15 protein-coding genes and 2 riboswitches are annotated in these 18926 nt (G+C 51.9%); of the genes, 6 read left to right on the top strand and 9 right to left on the bottom strand.

Annotated features, from left to right (window positions below; genetic code table 11):
• The first annotated feature begins 61 nt into the window (after window positions 1-61).
• Window positions 62-1510, top strand: coding sequence for a cardiolipin synthase (cls, locus tag NST23_RS26840; protein WP_122962495.1), 1449 nt, complete (start codon window positions 62-64; stop codon window positions 1508-1510).
• Between the two features lie 101 nt (window positions 1511-1611).
• Here cls and NST23_RS26835 read toward each other — a convergent pair whose 3' ends face one another.
• The 5 genes from NST23_RS26835 to NST23_RS26815 all read right to left on the bottom strand — a co-directional run bounded on the left by NST23_RS26835 (window position 1612) and on the right by NST23_RS26815 (window position 7361).
• A complete protein-coding gene (locus tag NST23_RS26835; protein WP_173596322.1) occupies window positions 1612-2607 on the bottom strand; it encodes an ABC transporter substrate-binding protein in 996 nt (331 codons plus the stop codon).
• 108 nt (window positions 2608-2715) lie between these two features.
• Complete coding sequence (locus NST23_RS26830) at window positions 2716-4338, bottom strand: AraC family transcriptional regulator (RefSeq protein WP_445662497.1); 1623 nt, start codon at window positions 4336-4338, stop codon at window positions 2716-2718.
• A 42-nt stretch (window positions 4339-4380) separates the two neighbouring features.
• Entirely contained in the window at window positions 4381-4773 is a 393-nt protein-coding gene (locus NST23_RS26825; RefSeq protein ID WP_340964976.1) for an OsmC family protein, read from the bottom strand.
• A gap of 154 nt (window positions 4774-4927) precedes the next feature.
• On the bottom strand, window positions 4928-6562 hold the full coding sequence (locus NST23_RS26820; protein WP_340964973.1) for a M20/M25/M40 family metallo-hydrolase: 1635 nt from the start codon (window positions 6560-6562) through the stop codon (window positions 4928-4930).
• Between the two features lie 58 nt (window positions 6563-6620).
• Window positions 6621-7361, bottom strand: a complete 741-nt coding sequence (locus tag NST23_RS26815) for an IclR family transcriptional regulator (RefSeq protein WP_173599075.1) — start codon at window positions 7359-7361, stop codon at window positions 6621-6623.
• Between the two features lie 288 nt (window positions 7362-7649).
• On the opposite strand from NST23_RS26815, the gene NST23_RS26810 reads away from it, so the two are divergent.
• Both NST23_RS26810 and NST23_RS26805 read left to right on the top strand, forming a co-directional pair.
• Window positions 7650-8414 (top strand): dimethylarginine dimethylaminohydrolase family protein, encoded by a 765-nt coding sequence (locus NST23_RS26810; RefSeq protein ID WP_063228884.1) that lies wholly within the window; start codon window positions 7650-7652, stop codon window positions 8412-8414.
• 75 nt (window positions 8415-8489) lie between these two features.
• The gene (locus tag NST23_RS26805; RefSeq protein WP_122962500.1) at window positions 8490-9899 is read left to right on the top strand and encodes an amino acid permease; all 1410 of its coding nucleotides are present in this window, start codon (window positions 8490-8492) and stop codon (window positions 9897-9899) included.
• Window positions 9900-9989: 90 nt separating this feature from the next.
• Here the strand turns inward: NST23_RS26805 and NST23_RS26800 are convergent, their stop codons facing one another.
• The gene (locus tag NST23_RS26800; protein WP_340964970.1) at window positions 9990-11306 is read right to left on the bottom strand and encodes a D-arabinono-1,4-lactone oxidase; all 1317 of its coding nucleotides are present in this window, start codon (window positions 11304-11306) and stop codon (window positions 9990-9992) included.
• Window positions 11294-12481 carry an amino acid deaminase/aldolase gene (locus tag NST23_RS26795; RefSeq protein WP_340964968.1) on the bottom strand — a complete coding sequence of 396 codons (1188 nt, stop codon included), beginning with the start codon at window positions 12479-12481 and terminating at the stop codon, window positions 11294-11296. Before NST23_RS26795 ends, NST23_RS26800 begins: the two co-directional genes overlap by 13 nt.
• A gap of 283 nt (window positions 12482-12764) precedes the next feature.
• Window positions 12765-12864, top strand: a riboswitch (purine riboswitch).
• A gap of 130 nt (window positions 12865-12994) precedes the next feature.
• Between NST23_RS26795 and NST23_RS26790 the strand changes: the two genes are divergently transcribed.
• Complete coding sequence (locus tag NST23_RS26790; protein WP_173596325.1) at window positions 12995-14428, top strand: NAD(P)/FAD-dependent oxidoreductase; 1434 nt, start codon at window positions 12995-12997, stop codon at window positions 14426-14428.
• Window positions 14429-14481: 53 nt separating this feature from the next.
• Here NST23_RS26790 and NST23_RS26785 read toward each other — a convergent pair whose 3' ends face one another.
• Both NST23_RS26785 and NST23_RS26780 read right to left on the bottom strand, forming a co-directional pair.
• Window positions 14482-14898 carry a MarR family winged helix-turn-helix transcriptional regulator gene (locus NST23_RS26785; protein ID WP_063228891.1) on the bottom strand — a complete coding sequence of 139 codons (417 nt, stop codon included), beginning with the start codon at window positions 14896-14898 and terminating at the stop codon, window positions 14482-14484.
• 218 nt (window positions 14899-15116) lie between these two features.
• On the bottom strand, window positions 15117-15740 hold the full coding sequence (locus tag NST23_RS26780; protein WP_122962504.1) for a DUF3298 and DUF4163 domain-containing protein: 624 nt from the start codon (window positions 15738-15740) through the stop codon (window positions 15117-15119).
• Between the two features lie 162 nt (window positions 15741-15902).
• On the opposite strand from NST23_RS26780, the gene NST23_RS26775 reads away from it, so the two are divergent.
• Together NST23_RS26775 and NST23_RS26770 are read left to right on the top strand one after the other, a co-directional pair.
• Window positions 15903-17378, top strand: coding sequence for a methyl-accepting chemotaxis protein (locus tag NST23_RS26775; RefSeq protein ID WP_122962505.1), 1476 nt, complete (start codon window positions 15903-15905; stop codon window positions 17376-17378).
• A gap of 87 nt (window positions 17379-17465) precedes the next feature.
• A riboswitch (SAM riboswitch) is annotated at window positions 17466-17587 on the top strand.
• 205 nt (window positions 17588-17792) lie between these two features.
• On the top strand, window positions 17793-18842 hold the full coding sequence (locus NST23_RS26770) for a BMP family lipoprotein (RefSeq protein ID WP_173599070.1): 1050 nt from the start codon (window positions 17793-17795) through the stop codon (window positions 18840-18842).
• The last annotated feature ends 84 nt before the right edge of the window (window positions 18843-18926 follow it).

The raw sequence follows: 18926 nt of genomic DNA, 5'->3' as shown, positions 1-18926 counted from the left end.
ATGAATCCCGATCACAAATGGTGTATGATGGGAGCATATCCTTTGAGGCGGATGTGATGTGATGTTGTTGCTGGAGCAAATTGTGGCGGTCATTACGGCAGGGAACCTGGTTTTGGCCGCTGTTCTCATCTTCATGGAGAGGCGCAACATTGCGGCTACCTGGGCTTGGCTGATGGTTCTCCTGTTTTTGCCGGGTATCGGGTTTCTCTTCTATTTGATTTTTGGGCAAAGACTGAGCAAGAAAAAGCTGTATCGGCTCCGCCAGGGAGAGTTCTCGCATTTTCGGGCGGCTGTCGACAAGCAGAAAAAGCTTCTGGAACAAGGCGAGCTGCAAGTGAACGATCTGGCGATGGAACGGCATCGGGACATGATTTTCATGAACGTGGTGAGCGACGGTGCTTACTATACGCAGGATAACGCCATTCAGGTGTTTGCCGAGGGGCACAGCTTGTTCGACCTTATGTTCAAGCAGATCGCAGAGGCAAAAGAGCACGTTCATTTGCTCTATTATATTTTCAATGATGATGAACTCGGAACACAGCTCGTGCAGCTGTTGACGAAGAAAGCGCGCGAAGGCGTAGAAGTCAGGCTGCTGTACGATGCAGTAGGGTCGGCAGGCGTCCCTTCGCGGTTTTTCCGGCCGCTGGTGGAAGCGGGCGGGGAGGTCGTCTCCTTTTTCCCTTCGTCGATCCCGTTCCTTAATTTCCGGGTCAACTTCCGCAATCACCGCAAGCTGACGATCATCGACGGGAAAAGCGGCTATATCGGCGGCTTCAACATTGGGGATGAATATTTGGGCAAGGACAAAAAGCTGGGGTATTGGCGAGACACCCACCTGCTAATCGAGGGGAAAGCCGTCTACATGCTTCAGGCCCGCTTTTTCCTGGACTGGAATTTGTCCGCTCCCAAGCGAATACAGGAGTCGTTTGCCTATTTCCCGGAAATGAATGAGCCGCAAGGGACGATTGGTTGCCAGATCGTGTCCAGCGGGCCAAATTCGGAGAAACAGCAAATCAAGCACGCGTTTCTGAAAATGATCTACAAGGCGCGGAAAAAGATTTACTTGCAAACACCGTACTTCATTCCGGACGACAGCATGCTGACAGCGCTGAAGATGGCGGCGATGTCAGGAGTGGACGTGCGCGTGATGGTGCCAGGCAGGCCCGACCACCTGATGGTTTTCTGGGCGACCCACTCTTATTTGGGGGAGCTGTTGAAAAGCGGTGTCCGCTGCTATTTGTATGAAAAAGGCTTCATGCACGCCAAGACGATGGTGGTGGACACGCAGCTTTCTTCTGTAGGGACAGCGAATGTGGATATTCGCAGCTTCAAGCTGAATTTTGAGACGAACGTGTTCCTGTACGATTCGCAGATGGCCAAGCAACTGGAGGAGCTGTTCGAGGCTGATCTGGAGGATTGCCGGGAAATGACGATGGAAGAGTATTTGAACCGTCCGCTCCGTTCGCGGATGCAGGAATCATTGACACGGCTGTTGTCACCGATTTTATAACAAGAAAAAGGACCCGTCGGCCCTGTGAATCTTTTTCACGGGCTGGGGGTCCTTTCGTTTTTTGCGCGTCCCGGGCGTCACACCCAGTTCAGCGAGGTACTTTAAGGCTTTTTCGCGCCTGTCAAATATTCCACAGCTTCATCCAGCTGTTTTTCAATCAAAATCGGATCGTAGCCAAGCCATCTGTCTACATCGACGATATACACATGATTGTTTTTCACAGCCGGGAGGTTTTTCCACAGGTTGCTGCTTTCGATTTCTTTCAAGTAGGAAGCGGCATCTTCGCCCGGGAACAGCATCAGGAAAATATGGTCGGCCGCATACTCTGGCAGCAGCTCCATGGAAATGTCTTTGGACCAGAAGTTAGGGTCTTTGTCCAGCTCGGCCTTGATCGGAGCGGGCGGCGTCAGTTGGAGCGAGTTGTACAGGACGTGCCCCATATTGCGCGCGCCGTACATTTTGATTACTTTTGCGCGGACGTTCAAGGCTGCGACTGTTTCGTTCTTGCCGATTTTGGCCTGCACCAGCTTGCGGGCTTCTTCGACTTTGGCGTTATGCTTGGCGATCCACTCTTCGCCCTCTTTTTGTCTTCCGAGGACGTCAGCAACTTGCTTCGTGTGGCCGATGAAGTCGGTTTTATCGAAATCGATCGCGACTACAGGAGCGATTTTTTGCAGCTTCTCAAAAACTTGCTGCTCTACCTCAGTGTCGGTCACAATCAGATCGGGCTGCATCTCCAAGATTTTTTCGAGATTGTAGGAATCGTAATCGCCTACCACTTCGATGCCTTTTACGAACGGGGCCATGTCAGCCCCTTCCATGTGACCTTGCACCGCGCCAATCGGTTTTACACCGAGGACGAGCATATTGCTCAAGTATTGCAAGGCAATGACGCGCTCTGGCTTGACCGGAATCGTTGCTTCGCCTTTTGCGTGCTTGATGACACGCGTCTCTTTTTTGGCAGGCTCAGAAGCAGGTGCTGGTGAAGCGGTTTGCTGCTCGGACTGGCTTGGAGCTGTTTGGGAGCATGCTGTCAAAAGAAGCAGGGCAAAGAGCATAATGCCGGACAGACACGCTTGTATGCGAGATCGTTTCATGAATACCCTCCTGAATGAAAATGATTCTCAACAACAAGCTTCATCTTACCGTGAACCGTTTGACTCATCCATGGAGGATATTCCGGTTTTCTTTGGACAATCCGGCGGTCAGGAAGTTTTCTGCTGCTCCAACAGCTGAATCGCTTCGTCCAATTGGGCGTCAAGCGACAGGGGATCATACGCGAACCAGACGGGGCCAAGCAGCACGACTTGTCCTTTTTGTACGGCAGGAATGCTTTGCCACTCTTTGCGCTGGGTCAGGGCTTGAAAATGAGCGCGCGACAGGTCGTCGTCAAAAATGTGGACGAACAGCCAATCGGCAGCGTAAGCGTTCAGTTGATGTTCCTGTACGGGAACGGCCCAAAAATTCGGATCGCGCTTGATGTTGTCCTGAATGATCGGGGGCGGCGTCAGCTTCAGCGATTTGTACAAGACGTGCCCGAGATTGCGAACGCCGTAAGCAAAGGTGTGCGCCGGACGGACATTCAGGATCGACACCGTCTCCTCTTTGCCGATGCGTGCGTCCACGTATCGCTTCGTTTTCTGCACTTTTTGCTCATGCTGCTTGAACCAGAGCAGCGCTTTGTCTTTTTGCCCGAACAGGTCGGCAATTTGCTGCAAATGACCAAAGACGTCGTCATCCGTCCAGGACAGTGCGCACGTAGGGGCAATCGAGGAGAAGGCCGCACAATCTTTTGGATAATCGGTCAAAATAAAGGACGGTTGCAGTGGCTTGATCAAATCCGGGCAAGCTTTGGACAGCGAAATGATATCTGACGCCTCTTGTAGCCGGAGCTGTTCCCGCATGTGAGAGACTTGGTCTTCCTGCGCCCCCACAGGCTTGATGCCGAGAGCCATCAAATACTCGGTGTACTGGAAAGTGACAGGGGCGATTTGCCGCTGACTCATTTTGACAAAGACAGTCGGAGAGACGCCAACCTGTTGCTTGAACCGTCTGCTGAAGTAAAACTCATCCTCGTATCCGACAAGCTGCGCTACCTCACGCAAACGCTTTTTCGAGTCCCACAACAGCTTTTTTGCCTGATCCATCCGATACCCGGTCAAGTATTCAATCGGGCTTTTTCCTACGTTCTTTTTGAATAGCTCCGTGTAGTAGCGAGGCGTAAGCCCGGCCTTGTTGGCCAGATCAGCCAGCGAGAGCGATTGTGCGTAATGTTCATGGATGTAGGAGAGGGTCTGGTCGATGGGGTGCGACGATTCCACGACTGCTTGCGCGGCAGGGGCCTCCCAGATCGTGAGCAACAGCTGCTGAAAACGAATCTGATTTTGCAACATATCCAGTGGATTCGCTACCTCGTGCTTGTGCTCATGGTCGGCAAGCAAGGCGCGGGCCAGCTCCAGGCAGGCATGCAGGGACTGGATATGATAGCTGTCGGCCGGAGGGTGCCACAGGCCATCCGGTGCATAGCTGTTATGTTGCCTCGCGTCTTGTTGCAGCGCGTCAAAAAAGAGGGCGAAAAAAGACAGGGAAGCATCACGCCCAGCTACGATGGAATCGGCAGCTTCCGGTGCGAAAAATCGTACACTCCCGGAAGACAGGGGCGGGGCACTAGCGGTGTCGTCGCCCTGCCAATATCCGCTGCCTTCCGTAATCATGAGCAAGGCGTGTTCCGGGCAGCCGGGAAGCGACCATGCTTGATTCGGAGGCAAAGCGATTTGCCGGATGCTTTTCAAGAGGAAAAAGGTTGTCGCTGCGTGGTTGTCGCCCATGATGACCTCTCATTTCAAATGGAATAGCGTGGAGTTAGCGGATTACGGTACAAGTGGCACAAGTTCGAATGACTCGGTGACGACGATGCTGCCTTTTACCGACTGTACCATCGGGCAGTTTTTGCTGGCGGCATCGACGGCCTTTTGCACTTTTTCTTCCTTCAAGTTTTCTCCGGTAATGATGAAGTGAAGGTGAATTTTTTCAACGCGGTTTGCTTCTGCTTCATTGCGTGTGACGTCTGCTGTGATTTTCATATCGGTGCAGGGCATGCGCATTTTGTCCAACACTTTGCGCAGGACGCCGCCACTGCAAACGGCAATGGAAGAAACGAGCAGCTGGTAAGGGCGAAAGCCGTACGCCTCATCGCCAGAGACGTGCAGATCGCCATATGATAAATGGGTGACGAACCCTTTTTCTTTTGCTTCAAAATTCATGTCCCGCTCTCCTTTGCGATAGCTTTTCTTCATTATAAAGAAAAAGTGGGGAGGTAGGCAGAAAAAAGCATTTTCCAATAAAAAACAAAGGCCCTTACGCGACAGCCATGCTTCATGCCTCGCCGTAAGAGCCTTTTTTCTATTGATGTGTTAGTTACTCGCTTGCCCGCCCATTCCGCAACAAGGACTGAATGCATTTCGGCAGCATGTCTTTCAATGTATCGAACGCATAATCAACGTCCAGGCGCTCCGTCCATTGGTGCGCATCGCGGCCGACGGGGCCGAGGTTCATGACAGGGACGTCGAAGGCTTCCAGCTCCTGGAGCGGAATCGAGTAGCCGTTGTCCCACAGCGGCATGTTGGCGACCAGCGGCTGCATCGACGCGGCCGGGTATTGCAGGCCGACGTAGCTGAGGTCGGAGATTCCGCCGAAGTAGTTTTGCTTGAGCAAGGTCACTTGATGCTGTTCGCGCGCGTATGCTTCCATCTCTGCGACCGTTTGCTGGATCAACGGATGGTTGCGCGAGCTGACGGCCGGGTAGAAAGGTGGGGCAAAGAACAAAATCATCATCGGGGACAGCTCTTTGCACAAAATCGCCAGCTGATCGACCAGCTCGATTGTCGTGTCGCGGTCGTCCTTGTCTTGGCGGTTAGCGATGACATCTGCCTCCAGCTGGCGCAGCTTGTCTTCTCCGTGCGTTTTCAAGGCGTAGGCGTACAGATCCTCATAGGTCATCACAGAGATCGTCAGGTCGCGCGGGCTGAACGGAGCGAAATTGGCGAACTGGCTGGCGTGGCGAAGGTAGTTTTCGCGGATGCGTTCCGCTACATTGCGGGCTGCGCCAAGCAGCGGCTCCACGACTTCCTCCATTTGTTTTTCCAGCAGGAACAGGTTGAAGAGCGTCACGGCACGATGCGGGATTTGCACCGAGTATTCTTTTTTCAAATCTTTCTGGATCAGGTTGGTAGGCGGCGGAGAAGCTTCGCCGTCCACGACTTCGCAAAAAGAAGTGTTCAGCTCCAGCTCGCACGTAATTTGCGATGCCATGTAGTTCCCGTTCAACCCGGCAAAAGGCTCGCCTACATGCGTTTCTTTTCCGTAGCAGAGGAAGCCTGGCAGGACCTTTCCGATGGAGCCTGTGTACACGTAGGTGTTCTGGTCGCCCGGATAGCGGGTGAACATCGGCTCGGAGTTAAGCACGGTCGTGTAGTGCAAATCAAACTGTTGGGCAATTTCCAAAAGACGAGGAACAGCTGCCCGCATGCCGACGGAGTTTACTTCTTCGTCCGGAACCGTCAGCAAGAGGATGTTGCCGTCAAACTCGCCCGCGCAAGCTTGCTCGATCATGGACATGTGCAGGGTCAAGCCGCATTTCATGTCCATCGTCCCGCGTCCGAACAGCCAGTTGCCGGAACGCAAGTCTTGCTGCACATCGGCAGGCATGTCCGCCTGGTTTTGCTGAAACAGCGGAGTGAGCGTCTTCGGATCAAAGGCATGCTTCATCCAGCCGCCGTAATCCTCCACATCGACTACATCGAAGTGGCTTACCAAAATGACGGTGTCGCGAACGCCCGGTTTTTTGACGAGCGCCGTGACAAAATGACGTCCATCCTCGGTCGGATTGGCCTGAACGTGGTCGGGATTCGCCTGGTAGTAAGGCAATAAACGCAGCTGCTCGACGATGTAGCCAGGCAATTCTTTCTCAGCAGGCGATCCGGTAATGCTCGGGATGTTCACCAAATTGCACAGAAGATCGACGAGTTGCTCTTTTGTTTGCCATTTTTGCATGGGGTATGCCTCCGTTTTCCGTATAGTGAAAACCATTTCCGTTTAGTGGGCAAAAAAATTACGGAGTTGCTCCGATTCTTTTGGAAATTTCCTTGGCGCTTTGCTTGGCGCGATCGATCAAGGTAGCCAATAGCTCCTCTGTGATCCGATAAGTGGGAACACCGATGCTCAGGGCGCCGACCACTCGCTGGTTATAGCCGATGATGGGCGCGGCGATGGAGGCGGTTCCTTCCGTTTTCTCCCCGTAGCTGACAGCGTAACCATTTTCGCGGATGGCGGGGAGCTGCTTCATAAATTCACGCTGCTGCTCAGGATCAGGAATCAGTGCCATGACGGTTCGTTCCGCTTCCCGAGGCTCCATGTTCGCCAAAATCGTTTTGTTGGCCGCGCCGATGTGCAGCGGGATGCGCTCTCCCAGATTGTCGATGCTTCTGACAGTCATGGAGCTTTCCACCCGTTCAAGCACGATGGCGTCATGCCCATCCGGAATATTCAGGTAGACCGACTCGCGCACATCTGCCGCCAACTGCTCCATAACGGTTCGGGAGACTGCCCGCATGTCGATTTTGTCCAGGATGCGCAGACCGATTTCCATCCAGGTGATGCCAAGCTTGTACTGCTTGGTTTCCGGGATCTGCTGAATCAGCCCGTACTTCATGAGACTGCTGATCAGGCGGTGGACTGTACTGATGGGGAGAGATGTCTTCTCTGCGATTTCTGAGATAGACCAGTGCGTCTTGCTTTCGTCAGATGTCAGGACCAAAATGATGCTCATCGCCCGGTCAATCGATTGTACCAAGTTGTTTCCCTCCTGGCTTTCATTTTGCGAATGACGATTTGTCAGATGCTTCGCCAGCTTTTTATGAGATCAATCTATCAGAATTATTCGGACGAATCAACATCATTTCATGCAGACAAAAATTCATTGACAAAAAATTTAAAACTATTTTACATTAGGAGTGTAATTTTGTATTGTAGAAGTCGTTCCACAATACGGAATAATCGACAGTAAAACGAAGCGATGCATCATCGCCGCTGAAACATTTGTTCCACTGACGAGATTTCAAAACAGAAGGGAGATTTTATCATGAAATTTTCTCGTGCGATTGTAAGAAAACCGGGGCAGAGCTACGTGAACGGTCTGACGACTTCCGATCTGGGCAAGCCGGATTTCGCTCTTGCTTTGGAGCAGCATGCTGCTTATGTAGAGGCGCTGAAGCAAGCGGGTCTGGAAGTGACCGTTTTGGAAGCGGACGAGCGTTTCCCGGATTCCACTTTCGTAGAAGATACAGCGGTTCTGACCGAAAAGTGCGCGGTCATCACCAACCCTGGCGCGGACAGCCGCAACGGTGAGATTGAGGACATGAAACAAGTGCTCCCGCGTTTCTATGACACGATTGAATACATTCAGGCTCCGGGCTTCCTTGACGGCGGAGATGTCATGCAGGTAGAAAATCATTTCTATGTGGGCCTGTCCACGCGTACGAACGAGGAAGGCGCGATTCAGTTCCGGGAAATCCTCTCCAAATACGGCTATGAGGTTACAATCGTTCCGCTGAAGGAGTTTTTCCACCTGAAAACGGGCATTGCTTACCTGGGTAACGACACGCTCGTACTCGCAGGCGAATTTATCGACTCCGAAGTGTTCAAAGACTACAAGCATCTGGTAGTGGAAAAAGAAGTGGAGTATTCCGCCAACTGCATCCACATCAATGACCATGTAATCATTCCAAAAGGCTTCGACAGCACGAAAAAACAGATCACGGATGCTGGCTACCAAGTAATCGAGCTGGATATGTCCGAGTTCCGCAAGCAAGATGGAGGATTGAGCTGCCTGTCCCTGCGCTTCTAACGCAGGCAGTTCCTTCCCGGCTTACTTTTTACACATCTATTTTCCACTCACGAGCTGGGGAAAGAGAGGGATTATATGAACGCTGGGAATGACAAGGACAAACAACTGCAACGCTCGATGAAAAGCCGCCATCTTTTTATGCTGTCGCTTGGCGGAGTAATCGGAACGGGGCTTTTTCTGAATGCCGGGTATACGATCAATCAGGCGGGGCCGGGCGGAGCGCTCGTCGCGTTTGTCGTCGGGGGCATTCTGCTGTACCTGGTGATGACCTGCCTGGGTGAGCTTTCCGTGAAAATGCCCGTAACAGGTTCTTTTCAAACGTATGCGACGAAGTACATTGGCCCGGCAAGCGGCTTTACACTCGGATGGATGTACTGGCTCGGTTCAGCGACGACGGCTGGCGTGGAGTTTACTGCGGCCGGCATGGTTATGCAGCGATGGTTCCCGGATACGCCGATCTGGATTTGGTGCGCGCTCTTTATCCTTTTGCTCTTTACCTTCAACGCTCTGACGACCAAAGGATTTGCGGAAACGGAATACTGGTTTGCGGGCATCAAAGTGTTGGCCGTTCTTATCTTCATTATTGTCGGACTAGGTGCTATTTTCGGTATAGTCAGTATGGAGGGCAGGGAAGCTCCGTTCTTCTCCAACTTTTCCGCGGATGGCGGGCTGTTTCCGTTCGGGTTTGCGATTGTCTTCGTCACGATGATGAACGTCGTGTTTTCGTATCAAGGCTCGGAACTGATCGGGATCGCTGCCGGAGAAACGGAAAATCCGCACAAAAACATCCCGCGGGCCATCCGCAATGTCGTTTTCCGCATTTTGGTGTTCTATGTGGCTTCGGTCATGATCTTGTCCGCTCTTTTCCCATCCAGCGAGCTGGGGTTGCTGGAAAGCCCGTTCGTGACCGTATTTGATTCGGTAGGCATTCCGTTTGCGGCGGATATTATGAACTTCGTCATTTTGACAGCGCTTTTATCTGTCGGAAACTCTTGCCTGTACGCCGCTACCCGTTTGCTCTGGGCATTGTCGCACAGCGGGATGGCGCATCCGGCATTCGGCAAGCTGACCAAGCGGAGCGTTCCACTGAACAGCTTGCTTGCGACTCTGGCCTTCTCGCTTTTGTCGCTTCTGACCAGCGTGATCGCGGCTGATACCGTGTACGTTTTGCTGATGTCTGTTTCCGGGATCGCGGTCACGTTTACCTGGATGGGCATTGCCCTGTCCCAATTCAACTTCCGCCGGAAATATTTGCAGGAAGGCGGCAAGCTTGAAGACTTGCAGTTCGTGGCGCCGTTTTACCCGGTGATGCCGCTGTTGTGTCTGGCTTTGTGCACGTTCATCCTCATCTTCCCGGCGTTTGATCCGACGCAGCGGGTAGGGTTGTTTTACGGGATCGGCGCTTTGGCGCTGTTCTATCTCTACTACTATTTGCGCTATGGCCGCAACAAGAAAATCAAGCCGGATATTCCGACCCAAGGCTAGACGATCGGTCAAAATGAAATGCCCTGCCAGTTGCCGTGGCGGGGCATTTTTGCGTGTCGTGTCGGGTATGGCTGGTTCTTTGGATCAGATTCAGGTCAGCCCAAACAGTTCAGACAAATACGGATTGACGAACATGCCGTCAGGATCAAGCTGAGCGCGGATCGCGAGGAAGTCGGGCAGGCGCGGGTACACCTGATGCAGATGTTCTGCCGTCATGTTGTGCATTTTTCCCCAATGCGGGCGACCGCCAAAGCGGCGGAAAATTTGCTCCATGCGCGCGAAGTACGCTTCATATGGCATGCCTTTGTACATGTGCACGGCGATAAAGGCGCTGTCTCGTTCGTAAGCGGGACTGAGCCAAATATCGTCCTGTTTCACGTAGCGGCATTCCAGCGGAAAGTGCACGGCAAAGCGTTCTTGCTCGATGGCTTGCCGCATTTCCTTGATGGCTTCGCCCATATGCTCGGCGGGAATGCAATACTCCATCTCGTAAAAACGGACCAGACGCGGCGTGGCAAACAGCTCGTGGCTATAGCCGCTTTCGTTGACGTTCGGGACGCTTTGCGCCGACAGCTTGCTCACGGATTGGGTAAGCGTCGGGCGCAGACGGCAGCTCTCCGAAAGCAGCCAGAACAGACCGTTTTCCACCACCATTTTTTTCATGTAGCTCCATTGCTGATTCGCACTGGATGGCTCAGAGGTTTCATTCATGAATTTGACCTGGACGGTATCGGAGTACGGGAAGGTGTAAAATTCGAAATGACGGTGCGATTGCTTGAATGTATCGAGGGAAGACAAGCATTCATCAAGCGGCATGCGATGGCTTTGGTAGCGAAGGCGGTAAGCAGGCAGGACGCGAAGTTTGACTCGAACGATGATGCCGAGCAATCCAAGGGAGACTTGCATCGCTTTGAACAGATCGGGATGTGACTGCTCTGACACCTCCAGCACTTCGCCTGATGCGGTAACGACCGTCAATCCGACGACTTGTGTCGAGACGCTTCCGAATTGAATGCCCGTGCCATGCGTTCCGGTGCTGACGGCACCTGCGATGGACTGGGCGTTGATATCGCCGAGATTTTCCTGGGAATAGCCCGCCTGATGGAGCAGCGCGCCAAGCGTCTTGAGCTTCGTTCCCGCCCAGACTTCCACGGTTTGCTGCTCTTGGTCGACGTGGACGATTCCTTGCAAGCGATCCAGGGAAAGCAGGCATTCCTCGGTCTGGACGAGTCTGGTAAAAGAATGCCCGGAACCAACGACGCGGATGCGCGTTCCGTCAGCTTTGCAGGCGCGGACGACGGAGATGACCTCATCCAAAGATTGCGGCATGGCAATGTGCCGCGGCTGGCTCTGAACGTTTCCTGTCCAGTTGCTCCAGCGGTTTGTTTTTTTGCTTACAGTGAGCATAGTCCATCCCCCCGGTATGTCGTCACTTCATCAACAACGTTTCCTCCTGAGACACAATAGAGCCGCGAAAAGCGCTCGCACAGCTCGCCCGCTTTGGCATGGCGAAAGAAGACGGGGTCACCCAATTCCAATGTTTCCAACCCGCGATACTGGATGGGGGTTTGCACTTCTCCGGCGCCTTCGTTGGAAATGAGCCGGACACCTTGCGGCAAATACGGTTTGGGCAATCGGTCCGCTCCGGCCGAACCGGAAGCGATATAGCCGCCGCCTGCGCAAGTGTAAATATGCTCGGTCGGCTTGCGGATGATTTCCAGGGCAAAGCCGGCTGCTGGCTGGAAATGAAAGTCCTGATAGTAATCAAAAAGTCCGGGAGAAAAGAAGCCGGAGCCAGCCGTGAGTTCTGTAACGGCGTCTTCTTTTCCCGTATGGTGCAAGCTTCCTGTCCCTCCGCCGTTGACGAAGCGCAGCGAGATTCCCATTGCCGTAAGTGCCTTCATCAGTTCCGCTCTGCGATGTGCCACCTCCTTTACCGATCGTTGTTTCAGCAGTCGAATCAGGCTGTTCTTCATAAATCGCCGGGGATAGCGATCGCCGACGCCTGCAATTTGCGCTTCGTAGCCCATGATTCCTTCCAGGCGGAGATGCTTGGAGGAAGCGACGCGGGAAGCAAGCGCAACGGCCGACTCCAGAGAACGCAGAGGAGAGCGCCAAACGCCGAAATGCAAGCCCAACATATCGGACGACATGTCTATATCCAGGCAGACGGGAAAAATCACGTCTTGCTCGCGGGCGATTTGTTCCAGATGTTCCACATGGGAGACGGAATCGATCATCAAAGTGATGGTACGGCCTTGCCTGATCTGTTCGCCAATGGCGAGCAGCCAGCTTTTTTCCCAGACGGGATACCCCAGGAGCAAATCGTCAAAGCCTGCCGCGCACAAATGGAGCGCTTCGGGAGCCGAGAAGCACATAAGCCCGGAAAAGCAGTCATCGAACTGCAACAGATGCTTGAGAAGGGCGACACTGCGGATTGACTTGCTGGCAATCCGAATCGGCTTTCCATTGCTTTGCAAAGCGATCTGCTCGGCATTTTGCTCCAAAAGGTCCAGGTCGACGAAAGCGAATGGCTTTGGAATCCCTGCAAAGGCAGACTGGTAATAACGATAATCCCGCATGGGCAAGCCCCATCCTTTTTGTATGAGTGTAGTAATACGAAAATATCTCTTAAAATTCTACATATTCTATCTTTTTATGTCGTTTCCTTCCAAGTTTTTTGGGGGAGTTCCTTGGAAATTACGAACGTTCGGATATAATGTTCGGTTTTTGCTGAATGTAACCGTTTCAAACAAGCTGTTTTCATGTTAAAAAATTGTAAACACGAATAAATGGGTGATCGTATATTGACTTGATTCAGATTATGCGCTACTATACATATGGTTGTTAGCAAGATGAACTGGCTTGATGAATCCTTAATAAATTCGTATATCCTCGAAAATATGGTTTGAGGGTCTCTACAGGGAACCGTAAATTCCCGGCTACGAATGAGGTTGTTTTTTGACATACCTTATTCGTCGGCCGGGAATTTTTTGTGTTGTCGTCCATACAACAACTCAGGGGAGACTGCGCAAGAGTGACTCATGCTTGATAAAAACCAAGTATTCAAACGTGTTTACAGGGAGGAATTGCAGATGAAAAAATACGATGCCATTGTAGTAGGAGCAGGACCAGCCGGAATTTTTACATGCTATGAACTGACGCGAAAAGCGCCGAATGCGAAGGTGCTGCTCATAGATAAAGGCCACGATATTTACAGCAGACGCTGCCCGATTTTGGAAGAGAAAATCAAGCTCTGCCCGCCTCCTGCCGGGAAAAAGGATTACGCAGGCTGTCTTCCGGCCTGTTCGATCACCAGCGGGTTTGGTGGAGCAGGCGCTTACAGTGACGGCAAATTCAACATTACGACGGAGTTCGGCGGATGGATGACGGATTACCTCAATCCTTCGACTGTGCTCGGCTTGATCAAATACGTAGACGAAATCAATCTGGAGCACGGCGCGACCGAGACGATTACCGATCCGACGACAGAGACGATCAAAAGCATTGAACAGCGCGGATATGCGGCAGGGCTCAAGCTGTTGCGCGCTCAGGTTCGCCATTTGGGCACAGAGCAAAACCTGGAGATTTTGCAGTCGATTTTTGAATACTTGAAGGAACGGATCGACATGATGTTCAAGACAGAGGTCGAGGATATTTTGACGGTCAAGGAAGACGGAGCCCATCGGGTCAAAGGGGTTGTCCTGAAAAACGGGGAAGAATACGAAAGCGATTTTGTCGTGATCGGCCCTGGACGGGACGGTTCCGCCTGGCTGACCAGCATTTTGAAAAAACGCCGCCTGAAAATGTACAACAATCAGGTGGACGTCGGGGTGCGCGTAGAGACATCAGATGTCGTGATGCGCGAGATCAACGAGCATCTGTACGAGGGCAAATTCATTTTCAACACGTCTGTCGGCACACGGGTTCGCACGTTTTGCAGCAATCCGTCCGGGCACGTGGTCGTGGAAAACCACAGCGGGGTGATGGCGGCAAATGGTCACTCCTACAAGGACCCGGCTCTCGGCTCGCCGAATACGAACTTCGCGTTGCTCGTATCCCACACGTTTACAGAGCCTTTTGACAAGCCGAATGAATACGCGCGGGAAATATGCAAACGGGCAAACGATTTGTCCAACGGCGGCGTCATCGTGCAAAAGTACGGCGATATTTTGCGGGCGCGCCGCTCGACTGAAGCGCGGATCAGGGAAGGCTTCCTGGAGCCGACCTTGAAGGAAGCGGTACCGGGCGACCTGGGACTGGTCTTGCCGTACAACACGATGAAAAGCTTGATAGAAATGGTAGAGGCGCTCGACAAGGTTACGCCGGGAATCGCCTCGGAGCACACGCTGTTTTACGGGGTGGAGGCAAAATTTTACTCGGCTCGTCCGAAGCTTACAGAGGAGTTTGAAACAGAGATCAAAGGACTGTTCTGCGGTGGCGACGGCGCGGGAATCACACGCGGCTTGGCGCAGGCGGGAGCGGCAGGCGTCTGGATGGCGCGCAGCATGGTCAAACGGATGAGCTAATAAAAGAAGAAGGGCTTCTACCTGAACAGCGATGTGTTTAGGTAGAGGCCCTTTTATGCAATCGTATTCAAGTTTTCCGTCATCTTTTTCAGCACCCGATTAAAGACAGCCAACTCGCTCTCATCCAAATCGCGCAGGGCGACGTCTTCCAGATCGCGGGCAGCTTGCAGCCACTCGGGGAAGCGCTCGATGGCGGCTGGCGAGAGCGAGACGTACCGTTCGCGCTTGTCGTCACCCTCGGAGCGGATGATCCAGCCCATTTCCTCCAGCCGGGTCAATGTCCGCGTAATGGTAGGGGCCTCCACGTTCAAGTAATTGCTCAACTGCACCTGCGTCAGCGAGCTGCGGTAGTGCAGGCAGAGAATGATGCTCCATTGCGAGCTATATAATCCCATGGGCGACATGATTCCATTCAAGGTTTTACTGAAAACTCTGGCAGTTTGGCCGATCTTGTGACCGTAGTGTTGCATGAATATCAGACCTCCAGAAAAAACTGGTTCGATACGATGCGCTTGATTGCTTAAGTAAATATGTACAAATAAAATAGTAGCAGGTAATGACATATAAGTAAATGTTTATTCGAATGTAAAAAAGGCATTTTTCCGAACAAAAAACAAAGCTGATGACAGTCGTTCCCCGTCGCTCAGCTTTGTGTACACACGATTTTGCGTTCAGTTGTTCACTACTTTTAACTGGCGGACAAAATGCCGAGCGGGCCAGATTCGTCTATAATCGACTGCAAGTCGTAGACGGAGATCGGGAACATCGGAAACCCGACGTAATAAGGCGTGATTTCATACAATTGGAAATAAATAACAAGTGATTTGTCTGCGAGATAGAAGTCCTGATCTGGCTTGATTGTGGTAAAATTACCTAAAGTAGGAATATCGCGCTCTTTGATTTGTCGCTTGATGTTTTCCGACAGGACCGTGACGTAGTCGCTGCCGGGCTTGAACAGATCGCGCAAGGTGTAGAGCTTGCCTGTCTGGGTATTGGCTGTTACAGACCCGAGAAAAGTCATTCCGTGAGCCATTTGCGGGGTGTACGCGTAGTTGCTGAGTGTCACGCTGAAAATGCCGCGTTCATTCGTTTTGATTTCAAAGCTGCCTTGCATCTGTGTATTTCCCGGCACCTGCACTCGTTGCTGCTCGTGGATCAAGCCTTGCACCGTTTGCAAAATGGCCCGGTTGATGTCTTTTTCCGCCTGCTGGTTGGCCAGCCCTGCCAGCTGCGGGTAGTAAATCGTGGTGTTCGGACGGTTGATGGTCCGCGTCAGCACAGTGGCTGGCAACAGATTGAGTTGTTCTTCCACAGTTCCAGTTCCTTTCCAAATAGCTTAAAATAAGGGGAGATGATAGTAGCCTATTCTCCAATCGTTTTGGCTGTTCTCACTTTTTTCACAAATTAGTCAATCTGCACGCGATATAATGGTTAAAGAATCCGATACATAAGTAACAGGAAAAGGGGGGCACTTATGATTCAATTGGTTCGTAACACCTTGACGGACAAAGAAGGCTTTATGATTTTTATCCTATGGAACCACCTGTGGATGGCGGGACTGATTGCTTATCAGGTCGATGCAAACTTCTGGAAAGTGACGTCCCTCGGATTGCTGGTCACCCTCATTGTGTCACCGTTTTACTTCATCAAAAGGGACAGTCATGTCATTCGTTACCTGGTAGCGATTGGACTCATGTTTTACGCGATCTCATTCGATCACTTTACTACCTATCCAGAGGTAACTTTTCTCGCATTCATTGTCATGGGATTTTTGGCAGCCTACCTCGACTGGAAGCTGGTAGTGTCGGCGGGAATCGCGCAGATTGTTGTGACTTTGGTCGGCTTTTATACAGGCTCCTACGAAATTTTTAGCGGCGACTTCACGGAACTGAATCTGGTGCTGCGGATTGTAGCGATCCTTATGATGATGGGGGCTGTAACGTACCTCTGTCTGGCTGGACAAGCTTCTCTCAGCAAGGCGAATATCGCCCGACAGGAAGCAGAGGAAAAAGAACGCCGTCTGGGAGAAATGCTCGTACATATTCAACAGATGACGGGGCAGATTGACCGCACGACAGAGCATGTGCACGAGCATGCCGAAGGAACGAAACGCAATACGGACGAGATGATGATTGCGTTTCGCGAAGTTGCGACTGGCATGGAATCGCAGGCCAATTCGACTGTGAAGATCGAAGAAGAGGTGCAGTCGATCGACCAGGAGATCGTGGCGGTAACGACGCAGACGAATGCGATGAAGAGCGAGTCCGATCAAAACAACCAGCGCCTGAAAGACAGTGTGGGCATGATGAACGAGCTTTCGCAGCAAATGGAACAGATCGTGTCTGCGGTCAATGTGGCTGCTGCGACGATTCACCAGCTCAATCGCCAGGCGAACCGGGTAGAAGAAATCGTGGGAGCGATCAACCAGATTGCTACGCAAACGAATCTTTTGGCGCTCAACGCCGCCATCGAGTCAGCGCGGGCTGGCGAGCATGGACGCGGTTTCGCTGTAGTAGCTGACGAAGTGCGCAAGCTGGCTGAGCAAAGCGCGACCGCTACCCAGGAGATTACGGAAATTCTCAAATCGCTCCATCAGGAGAGCGAGAACGCTGTGCAGCAAATCAGCAACGGAGAGGCGTCTGTAGCCAAAGGACAGGAGCTGGCTGTAAAAACGGTGGCTTCGATCGAGGCAGTGCGCTCCGGCATGGTGGCATTCCTGCAAGCGGCCGAGCATGTCGGTTCCAGCATGAACCGGGTCAAAATGCGTTCAGGCGAAGTGGCGATGGAGATGTCGACGATTACGGCCGTCACCGAACAATCGGTTGCCAACCTGGAAGAGCTTTTTGCCACCGCAGAAAATCAGCATCAAAAGGTGCGGGAAATTACCGAAGAGCTGGGTGAGCTTAGCAACCTGTCGCATCGACTCCAGCAAACCTTTCAAACGAAATAAACAAACTGGCGGAAACAATCTGAAAAAACAATTGCTTTTTCAGAGCGTTCTGCTAGAATAAGTTCATTGTAACTCAATAGATGATCTACCTTATCGAGAGCGGCGGAGGGACTGGCCCTATGAAGCCCGGCAACCACTGGACATGCGAGACATGTACAGAAAGGTGCCAATTCCTGCAAAACCTGTACCGGGGTTTTGACAGATGAGGAAGAGGACGGCTTCGGACGCAAACTCTTCCTTCGGGAAGAGTTTTTTTTCGTTAGAAGGGGAGGATGGATAGAGGAGGAATAACGAACGATAAAATAATTTTAATGTGAAATATTCGTGTTTAGTATTGATCTTTTTGTCGAAAAACCGTACATTATGGTTAGGATAGAGAAAACGGAGAACGTTCAGATAGGGGAGAGAGACACCATGAAGAAGTTGTTGTTGGCATTGACTACTTTTGCTGTTTTGGCTGCGGGTTGTTCAGCAGGCGGGAATGCACCTGCCGGGAACGCATCGACTGATAAGCCGAAAGAGCAAGCGGCAGGACAAGAAGGTGCAGCGAAGAAACGCGTTGCCTTGATTTTGCCGGAAAAAATCGGCGTGAACCCATTCTTCCAGCAAATGGACGAGGGCGCGAAAAAAGCAGGACAAGAATTTGGCGCGGAAGTAAAAAGCATCGAGTCGACTGACCATGGTGCGATCGAAGAGAACTTGCGCGTAGCCGTAGCGGAAAACTACGACCTGATCATCACTTCTTCTTTTGAAGCAGAAGACGCACTGAAAAAAGTAGCCGCAGAAAACCCTGATCGCAACTTCGCGATTATTGATACAGTAGTCGATTTGCCAAATGTGCGCAGCGTTACTTTCCGCGAGCAGGAAGCAGCTTACCTGATGGGGGCGGCGGCAGGTCTTGCCACGAAAACAAACAAAGTCGGCATGGTTGTCGCAATGGACATTCCGCTTCTGAAAAAATGGACAGGCGGATTCCAGGAAGGCTTGAAATCGACCAATCCGAATGCAGAATTTCTGGTAAACTACGTGGGCAGCTTCACTGACCCGGCAAAAGCGAAAGAGCTGGCTCTGCTGCAAGCATCCAAAGGCGCTGACTTCATCAACGGAGCAGCTGCGGTAGGCGATCTCGGCGTATTCGAAGCCGCGAAGGAAAAAGGCTTCTTTACAGCAGGACAAGACGTTGACCGCACGACGATTGACCCTGAGCACATCGTATTGTCCCAACTGAAAGGGACAGACGCAGCAGCGTATGAAACTGTGAAATCGTTTGTGGAAGGTTCTTTCAAACCAGGTGTCGTCAACTACGGATTGAAAGAAAAAGGCGTAGGCGTAACGTATGTGACTCACGAAAGCAAAACACCGCTGAACGCTTTCATCGGCCAGGAAGTTGTGGACAAAGTAAAAGCGATCAGTGAAGAGATCATTGCTGGTACCCGCAAAGTGCCGGATCGTTCTAAAAGCTAGTGCACAGAGCTTGATTGTGACCGACTACGGCTGTGTAGTCGGTCTTCCTTATATGCGAAAGGAAAGCGTAAAGAAGGGGGAGCA

The organism is Brevibacillus sp. FSL K6-0770 (assembly GCF_038000275.1).
In the GTDB taxonomy this organism is placed as follows: domain Bacteria; phylum Bacillota; class Bacilli; order Brevibacillales; family Brevibacillaceae; genus Brevibacillus; species Brevibacillus parabrevis.
The sequence above is the reverse complement of the archived record's forward strand: the minus strand, read 5'-3'. Positions and strand labels throughout refer to the sequence as shown.

Excerpts from the sequence above, each read along its gene's own strand:
- cls (WP_122962495.1), top strand. The coding sequence starts at position 62 with ATGTTGTTGCTGGAGCAAATTGTGGCGGTCATTACGGCAGGGAACCTG.
- NST23_RS26835 (WP_173596322.1), bottom strand. The coding sequence starts at position 2,607 with ATGAAACGATCTCGCATACAAGCGTGTCTGTCCGGCATTATGCTCTTT.
- NST23_RS26830 (WP_445662497.1), bottom strand. The coding sequence starts at position 4,338 with ATGGGCGACAACCACGCAGCGACAACCTTTTTCCTCTTGAAAAGCATC.
- NST23_RS26825 (WP_340964976.1), bottom strand. The coding sequence starts at position 4,773 with ATGAATTTTGAAGCAAAAGAAAAAGGGTTCGTCACCCATTTATCATAT.
- NST23_RS26820 (WP_340964973.1), bottom strand. The coding sequence starts at position 6,562 with ATGCAAAAATGGCAAACAAAAGAGCAACTCGTCGATCTTCTGTGCAAT.
- NST23_RS26810 (WP_063228884.1), top strand. The coding sequence starts at position 7,650 with ATGAAATTTTCTCGTGCGATTGTAAGAAAACCGGGGCAGAGCTACGTG.
- NST23_RS26805 (WP_122962500.1), top strand. The coding sequence starts at position 8,490 with ATGAACGCTGGGAATGACAAGGACAAACAACTGCAACGCTCGATGAAA.
- NST23_RS26800 (WP_340964970.1), bottom strand. The coding sequence starts at position 11,306 with ATGCTCACTGTAAGCAAAAAAACAAACCGCTGGAGCAACTGGACAGGA.
- NST23_RS26795 (WP_340964968.1), bottom strand. The coding sequence starts at position 12,481 with ATGCGGGATTATCGTTATTACCAGTCTGCCTTTGCAGGGATTCCAAAG.
- NST23_RS26790 (WP_173596325.1), top strand. The coding sequence starts at position 12,995 with ATGAAAAAATACGATGCCATTGTAGTAGGAGCAGGACCAGCCGGAATT.
- NST23_RS26785 (WP_063228891.1), bottom strand. The coding sequence starts at position 14,898 with ATGCAACACTACGGTCACAAGATCGGCCAAACTGCCAGAGTTTTCAGT.
- NST23_RS26775 (WP_122962505.1), top strand. The coding sequence starts at position 15,903 with ATGATTCAATTGGTTCGTAACACCTTGACGGACAAAGAAGGCTTTATG.
- NST23_RS26770 (WP_173599070.1), top strand. The coding sequence starts at position 17,793 with ATGAAGAAGTTGTTGTTGGCATTGACTACTTTTGCTGTTTTGGCTGCG.